This is a genomic window from Salegentibacter echinorum, assembly GCF_900129445.1.
GTDB lineage: Bacteria > Bacteroidota > Bacteroidia > Flavobacteriales > Flavobacteriaceae > Salegentibacter > Salegentibacter echinorum.
This window is the reverse complement of record NZ_FQVT01000001.1, coordinates 582,494-600,269: the sequence shown is the minus strand read 5'-3', so window position 1 is coordinate 600,269 and position 17,776 is coordinate 582,494. Positions and strand designations below refer to the sequence as shown.

Genomic DNA, 17,776 nt, shown 5'->3' with positions numbered 1-17,776 from the left:
ATGGAAAAGAATTACTTATTTTCCTCTAAGTTTTTTAAATCAGGTTTATTCCTGGTGGTTTTTTTGTTTTTTGGTTTCTATGCAAATGCCCAGAGAATTTTTGATGTTGAGCATAATTTGACCTCAATATGTACGGGGGAAGTTTTAGATTTTCAATTTGGTGTAAAAAACGGTGGGGGTGGGACATACGGTTTCGATACTGAAACAGTATATAAGGTCGAAGTTGTTTATACTTTTCGGCAAAATAATACAATGTATTACACTCCGGTTTCTTCTTTCATTTTTACAAATAAACAAGGCCCTCCTAAGCGAGCATTTGAAGAAAGAATTATTAATCATTCTATTTCCTTAGAAAGTGATATCTCTTCAAGGGATAATTATCAGCTATTAATAACAGCCTCCAATCCTCAAATTCCGGCAAGACCAGAAGGAATTTCTCCTCAAACTTTCCAAATTATAGCTAATAACAATCAGATTTACACAGAAACTGAAACCGGTACCAATTCCTGGGTTGGGCACTTTTATGACGGAAAAGACTTTAATGATTATATGGGTGGTTATGAAGAAACTCTCATTTTCAACCAGGAGTTTGGAGGAGGAGAAAATAATTTTCAAATTGGTAATAACAATTGCTCCCCTTCTATTTATACTGAAACATTTTCAGTTCGATATAAAATGCAAAGTTCTTTTAAAGGACTTTATACAATAAATATAGGATCAGACGATGGCTCCCGATTAATGATAGACGAAGAATGGGTTTATAATGACTGGAACGACCACGCTTATCGGGAAGAAAACATCTTGATAAATCTTTCTGGAAATAGCAATTTAGTTTTGGAGTATTACGAAAATAGCGGTTTAAATCGTATTAAGGTCGCCCAACCGCAATTGCTTATTAAAAATGAATTAAATTCAAATACTTCGCAAACTATTTCAGCAGGAAATACCCCCAAAACCATAGGAGGAGACGAGTTTACAAATTTACCTTCTGGTATTAGTAAAGTTGACACTGGCTATCAATGGGTTTATAGCGAAACCAAAGGAGGTGCAACTACAATTATTCCAAATGCTAAACAAGCAGATTTCACCCCAAATAAAAACCAGAGGCCTTTTAATAAAAAAGGTGTTTATTACATCTATAGGATAGCAAAATTAAAAAGTAACAATAACGGTCTGGGAAATCCTTTTGAAACAAGTATAAGTTCAAATCCCGCAACAGTTAAGGTTCAGGAACCTTTAGAAATTATAAATCATCCTCAAGATTTAGCTATATGCTCTGATAATGTGGCCAATTTTGAAGTAAATGCAAAAGGCGAAAATCTAACGTATCAATGGCAAAGAAATTCTGGTGGAAATGGTGGGTTTTATGATGTAGATGAAAGTAATAGTTATATAAATACTAAAACACCTAATCTACAAGTTAGTGCCAAAACCTGGATGAATGGGATTAGTTTTCGCGTAGAAGTAAAAGATTCTAATGGAAATTCAGTTTATTCAAATCCTGCTAAGTTGTACGTGAATGAAAGTCCTAGAGGAATCGATACCCACCCATCCGATCAAATTGTTTGCGAAGCTTTTGATGTTTCCTTTCAAACCTACACTTCTAACGATGAGAGAAGATGGCAGGTTAGTGAAGATAACGGCACAACCTGGAGTGATCTTAGCACCAGTCAATATTATCCAGATGTTACTTCAGAAAGATTAAACATTTTAGATGCTCCGGCTAGTTTCAACGATAATCTTTACCGCATAAAAGTGTTTAATACTTCTTGTGCAGTGTATTCAGACTCTGCTAAATTGACTGTTTATGCAGATCCTATCGTGCAGCAACCGGAAGACACCACAGCTCCTTTTGGAGAAGACGCTTTTGTGAAAGCCGGAGTGACGGGGAACAATCTAAGTTACCAATGGCAAACCTATAGCAGCAACTGGTATGATATAGATAACGGTGAGCATTATGGAGGTGTAAATACTACTCGTTTACGGCTTAAAACAGTTGGTTATTATCCAAAGTATGGCTCTAAATATAGGTTAGTAGTTATTAATGAAAATGGATGTGAAGCTACCTCTAAAGTAGCTTATTTAAGGGAGAATTTAGATGATTGCAATAAGCCAACAGTGTCACTTTCTGCCCCTACTACTATTTGTGCCGGTGAAATTAATATTACAGGAAACTTTACAGGCACGGCGCCATATACCATAAAAGCTGAAGTAAACGGACAGGTACAGAATCTTCAAATTCCTACAGATAATTTCGATTATCCATTGAATATTCAGCAAAATACCAGTATTAAAATTTTAAGCATTACAGATGGTAAGAACTGTATCAATAACTCCCCTGTAGCCAGTCTTGACATAAACGTAATAAGTGGTATAGGCGAAAATAATATTACCGGAAACCAGCAAGGATGTGGCAGTATTAAACCTGCTTTACTGGAAGGAAACGAGCTTGGAGTGGGCTATAAATACACATGGGAGAAAAGTACCTCGGGAAGCAGTTCCGGCTTTGTTACGGCCTCTGGAACAAGTAACCAGGCTACTTACCAACCTGAGACTCTTACTGAAACCACCTGGTACCGCCGGAAAGTAGAGGTAGAAAATTGTGAAAAAGATTTTTCTAATGTTATAAAAATTACCGTTGGCAACAACTTAAACAATAACCATATTTCTTTTTCCAATAGAAATTCAGGGACTATAAGCCGTACAGCCGATGAACATCATGATCTAAATATTTCAGCACCCGCCAACACGGTTTTTACCAGTGTAAATTTTGCCAGTTATGGTACTCCAAATATTGAAAACGGTAAATATGTAAAAAGCAGCTGCCACGCAACCACCAGCCAGAATATTACCGAAGATTATCTTTTGGGAGAAAATTCTGCAGTAATTCCAGCTGAAAACGCTGTCTTCACAGATCCGTGTGTGGGTACTTTAAAACGTCTTTACGTTAAAGCTTCCTACGCAGAACCTTTATGTATTGGAGCGCAGTCCCCTCAAATTCAAGGATCCAATATGGGCGATAATATCACCTATTTATGGGAAATGAGTTTCCAGGGACCAAACGCCGGTTTTAGCCCTGCCCCGGGGAATAATTCTTCACAAAATTACAATCCCGGTGCGCTGGAACAAACAACCTGGTTTAAACGTAAAGCTACTTCTGGAACTTGCATTAGTGAATCTCCCGTATTGCTTATTCCTGTAGTTAAAGAAAATGTATGGACCGGTACAGCAGATGTAAACTGGAACAATACCGCCAATTGGAGTTGTAATTCCCTGCCTACTTTGAAAACCAATGTTTTAATTCCAGAAAACCTTTCTTCCGGTAATTATCCGGTTATTAATTCGGGGGCTAATGCTCTGGCAAAAAATCTTAAGATTGAAAATAATGCAAGTTTAAAAGTTAAAAATAATTGGTTAAGGATTTCTGGAATCTTAAAAAATTCTGGAATCTTAAATGCTATTGCCGGAAGTGTTTCTTTTGAAAGTAATACAGCGCAGGTAATCCCAAATAATGCTTTTGCTAATAATCGCATCAGGAATTTAAGGATAGATAACGCTGCGGGAGTAACTTCTGAAGCAATCATAGAACTTACCGGGACTTTAAAAGTTGAAACCGGAAACTTCGATACCGGAAATGAACTGACTTTAATCTCAAATGAAAATCAAACCGCATTAATAGATGGTGCGGGTAATGGCGAGGTCAATGGCCTGGTAAGTATGCAACGCTATTTAGATAAAGCTTTTGGTTACAAATATTTTAGTTCGCCATTCAAAAACAGTACTGTTGGTGATTTTAGTCCGTATTTAGATTTAAATGATGCCAATACCAGTTTCCCACATTTCTACAGGTATAATGAAAATAGAAATATAGAAATTGACGGTGTTATTAAGGACGCTACCGGTTGGACTTCTTATACCAACACCAATAACCCACTAAATATTGCCGAAGGTTACGCGCTTAATTTTGGAACAAGCGCAAACCCGGTTACTATAGAAATAACAGGAGAGGTGAACAACGGGATTACAGAAAAAAATCTACTAAATCATCATGGCACTTATACCAAAGGGTTTCATCTTATTGGCAACCCCTACCCTTCCCCTATAGACTGGAATGCTGCGACAGGTTGGACACGAAGCAATATAGATGATGCCATTTATTTTTTTAATGCCAGTGAAAACGATCAATACACCGGCAGTTATACCTCCTATGTAAATGATGTTTCTACAAATAATATCGGGGCAAACCCAAGCCCAAATATTATTCCTTCCATGCAAGGGTTTTTCGTAAAGGTTAGTGATTCAGAAAATGAAAAAATAGTCACGGGAACTTTAGGAATGAACAATGAGGTGCGGGTTACAGATTTTAATCAGCAGTTTTTTAGGTCGGGGCTTAGAGACTTAAAACCACTTATTAGGCTTAACGCTAAATTTAAAGCTGAAAATAAGGAAGATGCCATGGTTATTTATTTTTCACCTTATGCTTCTACTAATTTCGAGAAAAAAATGGACGCGCATAAATTGATGAATACCGATCCTGAAACCCCCAATTTTTACAATTTGACCGAAGATAAAAAGGAATTGGCCATTAATGCAATCCCGTTTCCTTCTTCCGGCAGTTACAAAAAAATTCCAGTGGGTTTAAAAGCTGAAAAAAGTGGCGCGATGATCATTGAACTTAATGCTTTAGAAAATCTTAGTCCCAATTTTAATATTTATCTCATAGATCATAAGAAAAGTATTGGGCAAAACCTTAGTAAAAATCCTGTTTATCAATTTAATGTAAATGCAGGTACGCATAATTCACGTTTTGAATTAATGTTTTCTGAAGAAAATGTGACCAATCCCGCCGTTGCTTTTAACGAAGCTTTTCACGTAGAAGCTCGAGGAAATGATATTATCGTAAAGTTAAATTTAGAGAAAAACCAGGAAGGAGTTTTACAGGCAAGCACAATAACCGGTCAAATTTTACAGGTGAAAAATGCAAAAGGAAAGGAAGAAGTAACCTTTAAAGGAATAACCAGTGACGGGGTGTATATTATTAACCTTTTAGTTGGCAAGGCTCAATATGCCAAAAAGGTACTCATTAAAAATTAGCAAACACATGTGGTTTCATTTCAAATTAAAAAAAACAAGGTTTTGGTTCCTGTTTTTTATACTTTTCACTCTTATGGCTGAAGCACAGGAAAATCCTCCCGTGCCCATTCAAGTGGAAGTCAGGACCTCAAGAAACCTTAATTTTGGCTCATTTACCGCGGGTACTTCTGGCGGAAACGTGAGTGTGAGTTGGGATGACCAGCGCACTATAAACGGGGATATTGTAGAGCTTAATTTTGGACAGCCCGTTTCGGCGGCGTTGTTTGACGTCTATGCTAATCCAGGCACCATTATTCAAATTCAGGCTTATGGCGAGACCGAATTAACCAATGGGAATGGCGGTACCATTTACCTCACTTTAGACAGTTTTAATACCGGCCAGCGCACTTTTGTGACCCAGTCTCCTAGCACCCAGATCCCCAATGAAGTCTTTGTAGGTGGAACCTTAAGAATTCCCAGTGATAACTCTGGCACGCTCCCGGGAAGATATCAGGGAACTTTTAGGCTAAATTTTATTCATCAATAGAAGTATTCCCGTATCCATGCGATTAAAAACCCGGACTTTCCTTTCTGAAGCCTACCTTCACCGTGTGCTCTTTATATTTCTGATGCTTTTTACCTTTTCAGCAACAGCCCAGGAAGATTTCCCGGCTTATGATGAGTTAACGGTAGAAATGAATGTTCCAGATTACGGGAACGTAGAAATCCCTATCGCTATAAAAGACCAGGATGCATATTTGTCTGTAAAAGAACTCTTCGACTTTCTAAAAATTAAAAATGAAAGAAATAACGGAGTATTCAAGGGCTTTATTATTCATCCAGATTCTACCTATCAAATAAATCCTGCAGCAAATAAGATCGTCTATAAAGAGCAAAATTTTGAACTAAAAGACAGTGATTATATTCAATCGCCAACCACTTTTTATTTAAAATCTAATTTCTTCGGAAAAGTCTTCGGCTTGCACACCGGTTTCTCGTTTAGAAGCCTTTCAGTTAAATTAAAGACCGACAAAGATTTGCCGGTCCTTAAAGAAATGCGGCTTAGAAAAGTACGCGAAAATTTGAACCAGGTAAAGGGTATCGTAGAACCAGATACCAGTATTACCAGGAATTATCCGTTTTTTAGGGCGGGGACTTTAGATTGGGGCGTAGTGACTACCCAGCAAAGTGAATTTGAAAACGATAATAGGTTAAGTTTAGGTTTGGGAACAATGATCCTGGGTGGGGAAACCAACTTATTGTTTAATTATTCTACCAAAGTCCCATTTAATTCCAGGAACCAATTTTACCAATGGCGTTTTGTTGACAATGAAAGTCGGTTTTTTAAACAGGTAACCGCGGGACGTATTTTTACCCGGGCTACCTCTTCCCTATTTGCGCCGGTGAGCGGTATTCAGGTGAGTAACAGTCCTTTTAGAAACCGACGCTCGTTTGGTACTTATACCCTAAGCGATTATACCGACCCGCGCTGGACGGTAGAGCTATACGTTAATAATGTCCTGGTAGATTTTGTGGAAGCCGATGCTTCAGGATTTTATAGTTTTGATGTTCCCTTAATGTATGGAAATACTGCCGTAAGTTTAAAATTCTACGGGCCGTATGGGGAAGAAAGAACTGAAATACGACAGATTAATATTCCGTATAACTTCGTGCCGAAAAATGAAATGGAATATACCTTAAGCGGGGGAATTGTAGAAAACGATAGTTTAAGTAAGTTTTCGCGTTTAAATATTAACTACGGACTTAGCAATGCGGTCACCATTGGTGGTGGTGCCGAGTATTTACAGGGAGTTACTAATGGTGAAGTGATGCCTTTTGTAAGCTCCTCTATTAGATTTGCATCTAATTTCCTGTTTTCAGGGGAGTATATGTATGGAGTAAAGGCCGAAGGTTTACTTTCTTATAGAACGCCAAAAAACCTCCAAATAGATCTTAATTATATTGATTATGATAAAGATCAAACAGCCATTAATTTCAATTACCTGGAAGAGCGGAAAATAAGTATTTCCACGCCCATTCGAGCGAAAAATTTTTCGATGTACAGTAGGTTTAGTCTCAACCAAATTGTAATGCCCACCACCGAGTTTACCACGGCACAGCTTCTGCTTTCGGGAGCAATTATGGGAATAAGCACTAATTTAACCACTTACGGGATTTATAATGACCGGGTAAAAAAGCCTACAGTTTATACCTCTTTATCCCAAAATTACAGACTGCCTTATCAATTTTTATTTTCTCCACAGGTACAATATGACTTTAGTCGGGAACAGTTTAATAACATTATTCTGGAAATTGAGCGACCGGTTTTTGACAAAGGTTTCTTAAACCTCGCTTATGAAAATAACCTACTTCGGAATGCGCATATTTTTGAGATTGGATTTCGGTATAATCTAAATTTTGCGCAAACCTCATTGACCTCCAGAATTAGCAATCAAAATAGCAATTTTGTACAATCGGCCCGGGGCGGATTAATTTTAGATGACCAAACCGGCTACGTGATGGCCAGTAACCGCACCACAATGTCTAAAGCCGCGCTTAATATCGTTCCATTTTTAGATTATAATAGCAATGGGATTAAAGACCCTATGGAACCCGCGGTAAAAGATTTGGAGGTTAAGAATACCTTTGGAAAACTCACTTATAACGAAGACAGAACTACTTTAAAGATTACCGAACTCCAGCCCTACGTTGACATTTTGCTGGAAATAGACCCCAATAGTTTAGATAATATTGCCTGGAGGGTAAAAAACGAGAAAATTAAGGTACATACTATTCCCAATCAATTTCAGGAAATACAGGTTCCCATAGAAGTGTTGGGAGAAATTGCCGGGATGGTTTATTTTAAGGAGGATAATACGCTTAAAGGACAGGGTAGGATTATCGTGAATATTATTGACGAAAATGGTAAAAAAGCAGCAAAAATTCTTTCTGAAGTTGACGGCTATTTTACGTATCTCGGATTAAAACCGGGCAGTTATACCGCCAAAATCGACCAGCAACAATTAGAAAACCTTAATTATAAAGCTTCTGAAGCAATAGAATTTGAAATTAAAGTTGATGAATATGGTGATATCGTTGATGGCGTTGAGTTTGTTTTAGAAAAGGCTAATGAATAGCACTGATTATTCGTTAGCAATAATATCGCTTATACAATTCATTCTATTCTGCCTCTATTACTAAAAGGAGAAACCTCACAGTCCCGATAGCTATACGGGATTGAAACCTGTGAGGTCTGAGTCAATAAAGGTCCCTTGATTTTATGAATGAAAACGATATATCAATAGTTTAGTAATACTCCAATTCCACTAATAACTAATCTCTAAGATTTCCAACTTTCTGGTTTCCTCGCCCAATTTAAAATTGGCAGTGGCACCTACTTTTTTACCGGTTACAGCTCTCGCAATAGGAGCAACAAAGGCAATTTTTTGTTTTTTAACATCGGCTTCATCCACACCAACAATTTGGAATTTTTGTTTGTTGCCATTTTGCTTTAAGCTCACTAAAGCTCCAAAACGTACTTCATCTTTAGGTTGATCTTTGGGGTCCAATAGTCTTGCAGTGTTTATTCGCTCTCGCAGTAATTTTAGCTTTCCATCTATTACTGCCTGCGCCCTCCTTAATTCGGTTTCATCCTTTATTTCCAGTTGGGAACGTTCGTCAACAAGTTCCTGTTCTTCCTGTTTTAATTCTTGTAAACCCTTTGGCGTAACGTAATTTGTTGTTCCGGCAGGTAGAGCAGCCCGCGGCGGAATTATAGGGGCCTCTTCCTGATCATCTTCTTTTACAAAACCTCGACTCATAACAATATTTCTTTTTGGAATAATTTTATAATATAGTTGAAATTCCTGAAATTACATCAAAAATTCTGTCTAATTCAAATGTCACTTGTTTACTTTTTACTATTTCAAACTCACAACCGAGAACTGAGAACTGAGAACTGAGAACTGAGAACTGAGAACAATTTAAATAATATCATTTAGCTTTAGTTTTATCATAGCATATAATTTAAGATATTTACATTCAATTAAATTACGGCCCTTGCTGCAATCCCAAAAATACTTTTTTACACTTACACTTCTCTTGCTAGGTGTGCTTTTACTTACTTTTCTTAATATTAGTTTGGGATCTGTGAGCATTCCGGTAAAAGAAGTTTTTGCTTCTATATTTAACCTGGAAGTTTCTAAAGATACCTGGCAGTATATTGTTGTAGAATATCGCCTTCCCAAGGCATTAACGGCAATAATTACCGGCTCTGGATTGGCAATTAGCGGTTTACTTATGCAAACCTTATTTCGCAATCCCCTGGCCGGGCCTTATGTGCTAGGCTTAAGCAGCGGTGCCAGTTTAGGCGTTGCTATTGTTATTATGGGAGCTTCTGTTTTTGGTGGCGCTTTCGCCGGAATTTTGTTATCTAAGTGGAGTTTGGTAATCGCTTCCAGCCTGGGTAGCTTACTGGTTTTAATGGCGGTTATGCTGGCTTCGTTGCGACTGCGCGATACCATGGCAATTTTAATCATTGGGTTAATGTTTGCCAGTCTAACTGCCGCGGTAGTTAGTGTACTCTCCTATTTTAGTCCGGCGGCTCAATTACAACAATATGTCTTCTGGTCTTTTGGAAGCCTTGGAGATTTAGCCTGGAATGAAGTTGGTATTTTGGCTATTTTTTGGATTGTGGGGATTATTCTCGCTATTTCCTGTATTAAAAACCTGAATACCCTTTTGCTGGGTGAACAATATGCTAAAAGCCTGGGAGTAAGTATTCAGAAAAACCGATTAATTATCATCATCGCCACGAGTTTATTGGCGGGAAGTATCACTGCTTTTGCGGGGCCTATTGCCTTTGTAGGCCTGGCTGTGCCACATTTAATAAGACAGATAATTCCGGTTAACAACCATAGTATTTTGGTTCCTGCAGTATTATTGGGCGGTGCTGCACTAATGCTTATTTGCGATATCGCCGCACAATTGCCGGGACAGGAATTCACCTTGCCCATAAATGCAATTACCTCACTAATTGGAGCACCGGTGGTAATTTGGTTGCTGGTGAGAAAACGTAAATTTTTATTCTGAAGTGAAACAGCCGCAAGCACATCATATTCTTAAGACCAATAATCTTAGTATTGGTTATCGTAGCAAACAAGCTGAAACGCTTATCGCAAAGAATATTGATATTGAAGTTCGGGAAGCCGAATTGGTCGCAGTCATAGGAGTGAACGGGATTGGAAAATCTACATTTCTAAGAACCATAAGTGGCGTACAGAACAGCCTGGCAGGAAAAGTTTTGGTTAATAATAGAACCCTGGAAGATATTAATGCCCCAGATCTCGCGGCGTTAATTAGTTTGGTATTGACCAATCAGCCTATTTCAAAAAACTTAAGTGTTTTTGAATTAGTTGCGTTAGGCAGACAGCCTTACACAAATTGGATTGGCAGCTTAAGTAAAAACGATTTAAGGCAAATTAAAAAAGCCCTTATGCTGGTAAGTATTGAAGAACTTCAGCATAAAAAATGTTATGAATTAAGCGACGGGCAAATGCAAAAAGTACTCATAGCCCGTGCCATCGCACAAAACACTCCCCTCATTATTTTAGATGAACCTACCACGCACCTGGACCTTTATCACAAAGCTTATGTTTTAAAATTATTGAAAAAACTTACCAGGAAAACCAAAAAAGCTATTGTATTCGCTTCCCACGAAATTAACCTGGCTATTCAACTATGTGACCGGATCATTCTTATGCAAGATGAGGCAATTATAACGGGAACCCCACAAGAATTACTGGAGTCTGGAGCATTTTCTAAGGTTTTCCCAAAGGATTTGATCATTTTTGATAAAGCCTCTGCTTCATTTAAAATTAAAAGCTAAACAAAGAGCTTGTTAAACAAGCTTTGAAAACCTGTAAAGTTCCTTTTAATCCTCGAAATAATATTTTAATCCGAAGCTAAAGTTATTGGAATAAAAATTCTTTAGGGTATAAAATTCGGCATTAGCATTAAAATGCAGATAAGGCGTTAATGGCATTAAAAGCCGGCCACGATACCGCTGAAATTCATCGGAAAAAGTATCTAGAAAATACCCGGCATCCACGCTTAGCAGCCAGGAATTGTTAGGGTTTTTATATTCATAGCCTAAACCCAAACCACCATAAAGTCTTTCATCGAGGGTCCAATATGGAAATCCGCTGGTTCTTTTTGTATTTCCCAACATCCCAGATATTTCTGAATAGGGTTTTAACTTAGCCATTTCCCCAACCTGGAAATCCATTGTTAGACTGGTATTTGCCTGTACATCTAGCACATCATCATCGTCATAATGATTTCCCTCTACATAAAAAACGGCTTGAAACCTGTCTTTAAACCTAAGTTCCTCATAAATACTCAATTGACTCCTGTAAATATCTAAACTATAAGCGGGGCCGGTAATAGCAGGTTTCCTGGAAAGTTGCAGCGAACTAAACAAGCTATCTTTAGAGAGGGATATCCCCGCGCTAAGATGTAAAAAAGCTTTCCCATCATTATTAAATTCAAGTCGGGAACCAAAACTGTAATTTAATTTCTCAATCCTTTGTTTAGAATTAAATTTATATACCACGCCATATATGTCGTGATCCCGGTTGTTTGCAATAACGGTATCAAGATCTCTGGCATAAGCTTTATATTGACTCAACCCAAAGCTATGGCTGTGCTTATTTTTATCGTGTACTCCATAAAGCAATTCATTACCAAAAGAGGTGACATCAAGCCGGTCGGTTATTATTTTGCTATTTAAATCTAAAAAATCGCCTTCTTTAATTCTTAGTTCATGTTTTATTTTTGCAGCTACTTCGGGATAAAATAAAGAGGCATTTTCCAGAAGCAAAAGTTGTTGCTCCTTAGGTGACAGATACACAACATCTTTATTTAATTGCAATCTTAGACGCTCCTTATCCTGGGATTCTGGCAATTCTTCTACTAGCTTCCAGGCTTTAACAAGCGCTCCCCTACCCATATAAAACTCGGCCATAAACGTTTTTATTTTTACAGCTTCTGTTCTATCATTTCCTTCAGTATAATTTTTATAAAACTGCTCAATGGCTGCGTCATTATTTAAGGCATTAAGCCAATATAAACGCTCTACTTTGGGAAAGTCCTTTGCACAGGAAGACCACTCCAGGGCCTTTCTATAACTCCCCTGCCCAGAAAAAGTGTAGGCGATAGTTGCAGCAATTGGCTTAAGGTCTTCCCGGCACACCTCAACTTCCAATAATTCCTGCGCTGCTTTTTTACCATTATCGCCAATAAGATATTCCATGTAAAGCCGGTAATTCTTATCTTTTAAAAATTCATATTCCCCGGTTTGCAACCTCCAGTTGTCTATAGCATCCTCAGTTAAATCTGCACCGCATTTAGACCATTGCAGCGCTCTATTATAATCCCCGGCATTCGCAAGCGTCCAGGCGATTGTAGAGGCCGAAGCGCTAAAACTTTCATCGCAGGGATCAAGTTGCTTAACGAATGCTAAAGATGCTTTGGGATAGTTTTCATTCAAAAGACCTAGATAAAAAGACCGGGAATCGGTTTTATTAGGTTTTTCCAGCTCCTTTAGAATTTGCTCCTCACTTAAACTCACCCCGGCTTTACTACCAAAATAAGCAATAAAATCTTTCTTTAGTTGTACATTTTCTGGTTGTAAAGTTAATTGGCGCAACATCCATCGTTTCCTGGTTTTCAGGTTAGGATAATCGCTCTGTCCCGCAAAATATTCTGAAAGCTTTATATATTGTTGATGTTTATTTTTAGCATATTGTGTTTCTAAAAGTGGCCATATTTGATGCTGCTTGCTTTCCCATCCTAAATAGGTGAATAGCTCCAGCCAATCTTTGCGATTAAATGCTTCTGAAGTTTTTATTTTTGAAGTTAAGAGTTCAATCTCCTCAGAAACATTTATTGTATTTTGATTAGGTTTTACCTTTTTATAAGCTTCAAATTGAGCTAATATTTTTTGACTATTGAAAGCTTTATTTTCTTCGGAAAACTTAGGAAGCCTAATCTCCTCAGATTTTGTTTCAATATTAAAAAGATAACCTTCAAGAATAGAGGTTTTAGTAAAAGTGATATCGTTCTTTTTTAAAAATGTCTCCAGTTTTTTATTATTTTCTTCTGAAGCATATACAAACCAGAAATTTTTCTTTTGACGCTTTCCTTTTATCGCTTTTGCGACTACCTCTTCTTTTTCAATCCTGATATTATAATCTCTATTACGCCATTTCTCGGTAATTTTTGCAGCTTCAGATACCTTTAAAAATCTACTTAAAGGAAAGGTTTCTTTTACTTGTTTAATATAATCCCGAAATCTTGGCAAAAGCCCGGGAGAACCATCTTTAGATTTATACCATCCATAAGCATTTTTATTACGCAAGGAATAATCTCCTGCACTGGCATTGGAATCTTCCCCGGGAATTTGATAAATATCGTCTGGGTGTATAAAATGACTCCAAATTCCTGTGTAAACATATAACGATTGCTGCAAAAATTCTTTGGTGTGCGTCATTGCATAACCACTGGTAATCCTGGGAAAATTAAAAATATGATCATTATAAGGCTCAGGATCAAACTCCCGTTTTCCACCTTCGTCAAAATATCCCAGGTAAATACTCGCATTGTATTTAATACTTGGCATATAGCGCTCTAAAGCTGCAAAGCCAGTACTATCTATGATGTTAGAAGGCGGTACATAAGTAACCGGTAATTTCCCAAATGATTTTGCAGCCCAACGTTTTTTAACCGCCTGCAGGCTTAATCCCATATAATTTATACTAGGCCATTCTTCTTTGGTTAGAGAAACATGATTATACCCGTGAAGCGCTAATTCGTGCCGGGAATTTTTAATATCCAACATCAAAGAATCGGCTATATTTTTTTCTTTTTTCGTGGAATTTTGCCATTCGGGAAAATTGAAAGGCGGGTAAGTGGTGTTGGAGTAGTCAAAACATACATAAGCACTGTAGGCAAGGTTTTCTTCTTCGGCTAGTTTTAACATATCTCGCCACCATACTTTAGAGTAATATTTAAATTGAGTAATATCCAATTCGTGAGCTACCGGCTCCATTTTAACTTCGTATAAAGGAGCAGGGAAATCATCTAAAAAAATACTGGAGACATTAGCGATAGGATATGGGATACCTTCTAAACCTTCTAAAATTGCAGCAAAGAATAATCCCCGGTCCTGTTTTTCAGAAAACTGTTCGGTATTAAAAACTATTGCAGAACCCGTTCCTATTTTATTCTTAATGATAGTAGGAAAGTCATCATTGGACATTGAGGTAGCCAATATTTCAGCATCTTTAGAGAAATTTTTGCCTTTCAGGCCATAATGGGTTGTATTGGTTCGATATTGTTTTCCTTTTAAAACAGGAAGAATATTTGATGTAAAACGGAATCCCGTCGCTTTGGTATCAATGTCAAAATTAGCATCGGCATTTATTCCGGCAAAAAATGCGTATTTCTTATCAATTCCTACAGAAGTAATCACAATATGTCCACCTTCACTTACAAACCTAATTAACTCCTGCATCGCCATTTCATTTAATCTTACAAGATCGTGAAGCACCACAACTTTTAATCCCCCGGCTAATTTTGGTTTTTTATTAAAATTTGCAACGCTGGTTTGCTGGAAAGGAATTTTTGCATATTCCAGGGTTTTATCTACGTGATCGCGGTTCCTAATACTCAACTCATTTTTGCTGTCATAAAGGTAATTAACCAGAACTTCAGATCCTGTTCTTTCAGCTTTGGATGCTAAAATTTCCTCATCGCCGGTATCATTTTCATTATCTTGCACACAGCTGAGATTCAACATAAAAGCGCAAAAAATAAAAACTTTAATAAGTATTGAAGCGTAGTTTCGTTTCATTAAAATAATAATTCCTGGATATTACTTGATTTGGCTTTATTTATTACTTGATAGACACTAAAAAACTCACTATCGTAGTAGGTATTTATCTCTCTACCTTTTGCTCGCAATAAATTAAGCCGTTTTTTAACTCCTTCTTGCTGCAGTTTACTAATCTTGTTTTTTGAAAAATTATCTGCCTCGTTTTTATAAACGAATACAAAAAGGGCTTCTGGTAAAAACAAATTGGGATGGGCCAGTAAATAACTTTTATTTTCTTTATAGCGTTGAAAAGTTCGATCTCTAGCTATATATTTATTGTTGAAGTAATCATAACTATAAAAATAATGACTGTCCTTACTAAAGCTTGAATTTTGTGGAGTATTGATTACCGCGTATGAATAAGGAAGGTGATCTCCCTGAATTTTAGAATAAATCCTAAAGACATGTGACTCCATATTGTGCCTGTCTAAAGATAGTTTGGCTTCCGAAGGAAAAGTAAATAAAAAGAGGGCTATAACTAAAACTATGCCGCTGCCTACTTCAATGTTTAGGGCACGGCGACCCTGAACTTTTATAGATGATAGGAGATTAAAGATGATGTTTAGAACTAACCCGAAGAAAATAGGTATAAATACGCTTAGCACGACATTTAAAATATCAATATCTACTAAGGTTGCTGTAAATTGATGAATTGTAAAAAGAAAATTAATAAATATTAAGAAAATTAAGCTGGTTTGGTACTTTTTAGTTCTTTTTTGAAATTTAAAAATAGTGATTGCAAGAAATATAACCCCAATAATTAAATAAACTTTCACCAAATCATCCAAAGGCAGAATTAGTTTAGGATTATAAGTATAAGCATCAAAAGAAAATAGGTTTGCATTTATAAATCCTAGCAAACTTTCCTCAAACCACCAGGCCACTCCAATATAAAAGGAGCACAGTATAGCTACTGCAATAAAATAACTGGATAGGACCAGCACCACCCGTTGTTTATTCTGCCAAAAGCGAAAAATAGAAATAATTATTAAAAAAGGTAAAAGAACAAGAAGACCTACAAAAATGTCTATAAATAGAATAGCCAGAAATAAAATTATTAAAAATATACCGGTGGTTCTATATTTAAATCTAAATGTTTGTGGGTACATACTATAAAGCATAGCTGGCAGGGCGATAATTAAAGCAGAAAATACAGATTTATGTTCGGCAAGAAGGTCTATGCTTAACGGTAAAAATGCATATAACAAAGCAAAACTTAAACCCGAAAAGATCCCCGTAGCGTGTCTTCGTGTAATTTTATATACAAACCAGTAAATTATTATAGCCAGAAAGGAAGATTCTAACAAACCAAAGGATTGCAAAGCAACTGCATTTGAAATGTTCGTAATTTGAGCGTAAAGATGAATTAAAAAATAATCACCCATCATTTCTCCCGGATTGAAAAACCAATTTTCAAGAGAAATATCCCTTACCAAACTAAGTTTTTTGAACCAGGCTTGAGAAAGGGTAAAAGTATCAAATTGAAAAAGGGACGCTCGCGACAAATAAGTGATAATTGGCAGGCTAATTCCAATAAGCACCTGCCAGTTTCTATGAAAGCTCGTTAAGTCTTTAGGATCGTTTTTAAAGGTTGGTTTCTCCCAGTTATCGCGATTAATAAATTGCTCTCTTTTTTCAATTTTAATCACAGTATAAAGAATACTTCTGGTATAGATTTTTTGCAATTGCCCTTTTAAAGGCTTTTTGAAATTTATATTCATAAAGATCAAAATTATAATTGCGTAGATCACACTTAAAAGAACAAAAAGATCAAACAAACCAATTAAAATTAGAAAAAATCCGCCTACCACAACGCAGGAAAGTATTAGACTAAGACTGGGAATAAGAAAATTAAGTGCTGTTTGAGCCGGTACCTTTCGCGTTACCACGCGATAAAGAATAAGCAACAACACGAAGATTAAAATAATCCTTAAGGGACCGCCAAGTAAAAAAGGTTCTAAAAACATATTAACTTAATCAATCTAAAGCTGGAATTGTTTGCAAATCTATCTTACCAATAAAAACCGGCCAGTTAAGTCCTTCTATTCTGGTTTTTATCTTCTTTTTCATTTTCTTACTATCTGCATATTCTATTAATATTATTGGGATATGATACTCCTTTTGTGCATCTTGAAGCTCTCTTAGCAATTCTTGAAAAACTTCTTCTTTTCTTAATTGATATTTATTTCTTGCAAAATTATAATTGGTAGCGATGCTTTCTTTAGCAATATGATCAATATAAGGAGCAGTGTCGTTTAAAACGGAGATCCCTGCATTCTGCATAAGTACAATTTCAGGATACTTGAGCTTTACTTCCTGTAAAAATGAAACTAGAAACCTGGTCTTATTTGGAGTTGGACCATATTTAGTATAATTATCAATATTGTCCAGAAACATTCCATCCAGACCTTTTTCCACGTTATGTGCTATAATTGACATTAAAGCAGCCCTTGTTTTAGTATCTTCCAGGTCTAAAATATGACTGTTCCACAGGTGGTTTTTACCTAGGGTTTTATCTTTAAGCTCTGCAAAATGAGCCACAGCTTCGTTTACTTCTCCCATGCTAATATAGCCAAGTACTGTTTCGTTATTTAATTTTAAAGTTGAAATGTCTCCACTATCAAAATGCGCACCTTCTAAAACAATGATATCATAGCCCGAAATTTTTTCAGGATAAAAATCTCCATAAGTAAAAAGTATTTTCGAGGTACTATTTAAGCTTTGAGCTGCACAGGCTCCCGAAAAAAGGTTTAAACCAGTTAATAACAT

9 protein-coding genes are annotated in these 17,776 nt (G+C 36.7%); 5 read left to right on the top strand and 4 right to left on the bottom strand.

Annotated elements, in window-relative coordinates:
• The 3 genes from BUA71_RS02665 (at position 1) to BUA71_RS02655 (ending at position 8,210) form a co-directional block, all read left to right on the top strand.
• Positions 1 to 5,094, top strand: coding sequence for an SUEL-type lectin domain-containing protein (locus BUA71_RS02665; protein WP_072876427.1), 5,094 nt, complete (start codon positions 1 to 3; stop codon positions 5,092 to 5,094).
• 73 nt (positions 5,095 to 5,167) lie between these two features.
• A complete protein-coding gene (locus BUA71_RS02660; RefSeq protein ID WP_175545929.1) occupies positions 5,168 to 5,620 on the top strand; it encodes a DUF4402 domain-containing protein in 453 nt (150 codons plus the stop codon).
• A gap of 16 nt (positions 5,621 to 5,636) precedes the next feature.
• Entirely contained in the window at positions 5,637 to 8,210 is a 2,574-nt protein-coding gene (locus BUA71_RS02655) for a hypothetical protein (protein ID WP_072876423.1), read from the top strand.
• Between the two features lie 189 nt (positions 8,211 to 8,399).
• Here the strand turns inward: BUA71_RS02655 and BUA71_RS02650 are convergent, their stop codons facing one another.
• Positions 8,400 to 8,894 (bottom strand): GreA/GreB family elongation factor, encoded by a 495-nt coding sequence (locus tag BUA71_RS02650; RefSeq protein ID WP_072876421.1) that lies wholly within the window; start codon positions 8,892 to 8,894, stop codon positions 8,400 to 8,402.
• A 238-nt stretch (positions 8,895 to 9,132) separates the two neighbouring features.
• On the opposite strand from BUA71_RS02650, the gene BUA71_RS02645 reads away from it, so the two are divergent.
• Positions 9,133 to 10,164 carry an iron ABC transporter permease gene (locus tag BUA71_RS02645; RefSeq protein WP_072876419.1) on the top strand — a complete coding sequence of 344 codons (1,032 nt, stop codon included), beginning with the start codon at positions 9,133 to 9,135 and terminating at the stop codon, positions 10,162 to 10,164.
• A gap of 1 nt (position 10,165) precedes the next feature.
• Positions 10,166 to 10,960: an ABC transporter ATP-binding protein gene (locus BUA71_RS02640; RefSeq protein WP_072876417.1), complete on the top strand. Its 795-nt coding sequence runs from the start codon at positions 10,166 to 10,168 to the stop codon at positions 10,958 to 10,960.
• A gap of 45 nt (positions 10,961 to 11,005) precedes the next feature.
• Here BUA71_RS02640 and BUA71_RS02635 read toward each other — a convergent pair whose 3' ends face one another.
• Genes BUA71_RS02635 through BUA71_RS02625 form a run of 3 tightly spaced genes read right to left on the bottom strand, consistent with a single transcriptional unit; the run spans position 11,006 to position 17,776 of the window.
• Positions 11,006 to 14,986, bottom strand: a complete 3,981-nt coding sequence (locus BUA71_RS02635) for a DUF2194 domain-containing protein (RefSeq protein WP_072876415.1) — start codon at positions 14,984 to 14,986, stop codon at positions 11,006 to 11,008.
• Positions 14,986 to 16,974 (bottom strand): LTA synthase family protein, encoded by a 1,989-nt coding sequence (locus BUA71_RS02630; RefSeq protein WP_072876413.1) that lies wholly within the window; start codon positions 16,972 to 16,974, stop codon positions 14,986 to 14,988. Before BUA71_RS02630 ends, BUA71_RS02635 begins: the two co-directional genes overlap by 1 nt.
• Before the next feature lie 10 nt (positions 16,975 to 16,984).
• On the bottom strand, positions 16,985 to 17,776 hold the full coding sequence (locus BUA71_RS02625; protein ID WP_175545928.1) for an endo alpha-1,4 polygalactosaminidase: 792 nt from the start codon (positions 17,774 to 17,776) through the stop codon (positions 16,985 to 16,987).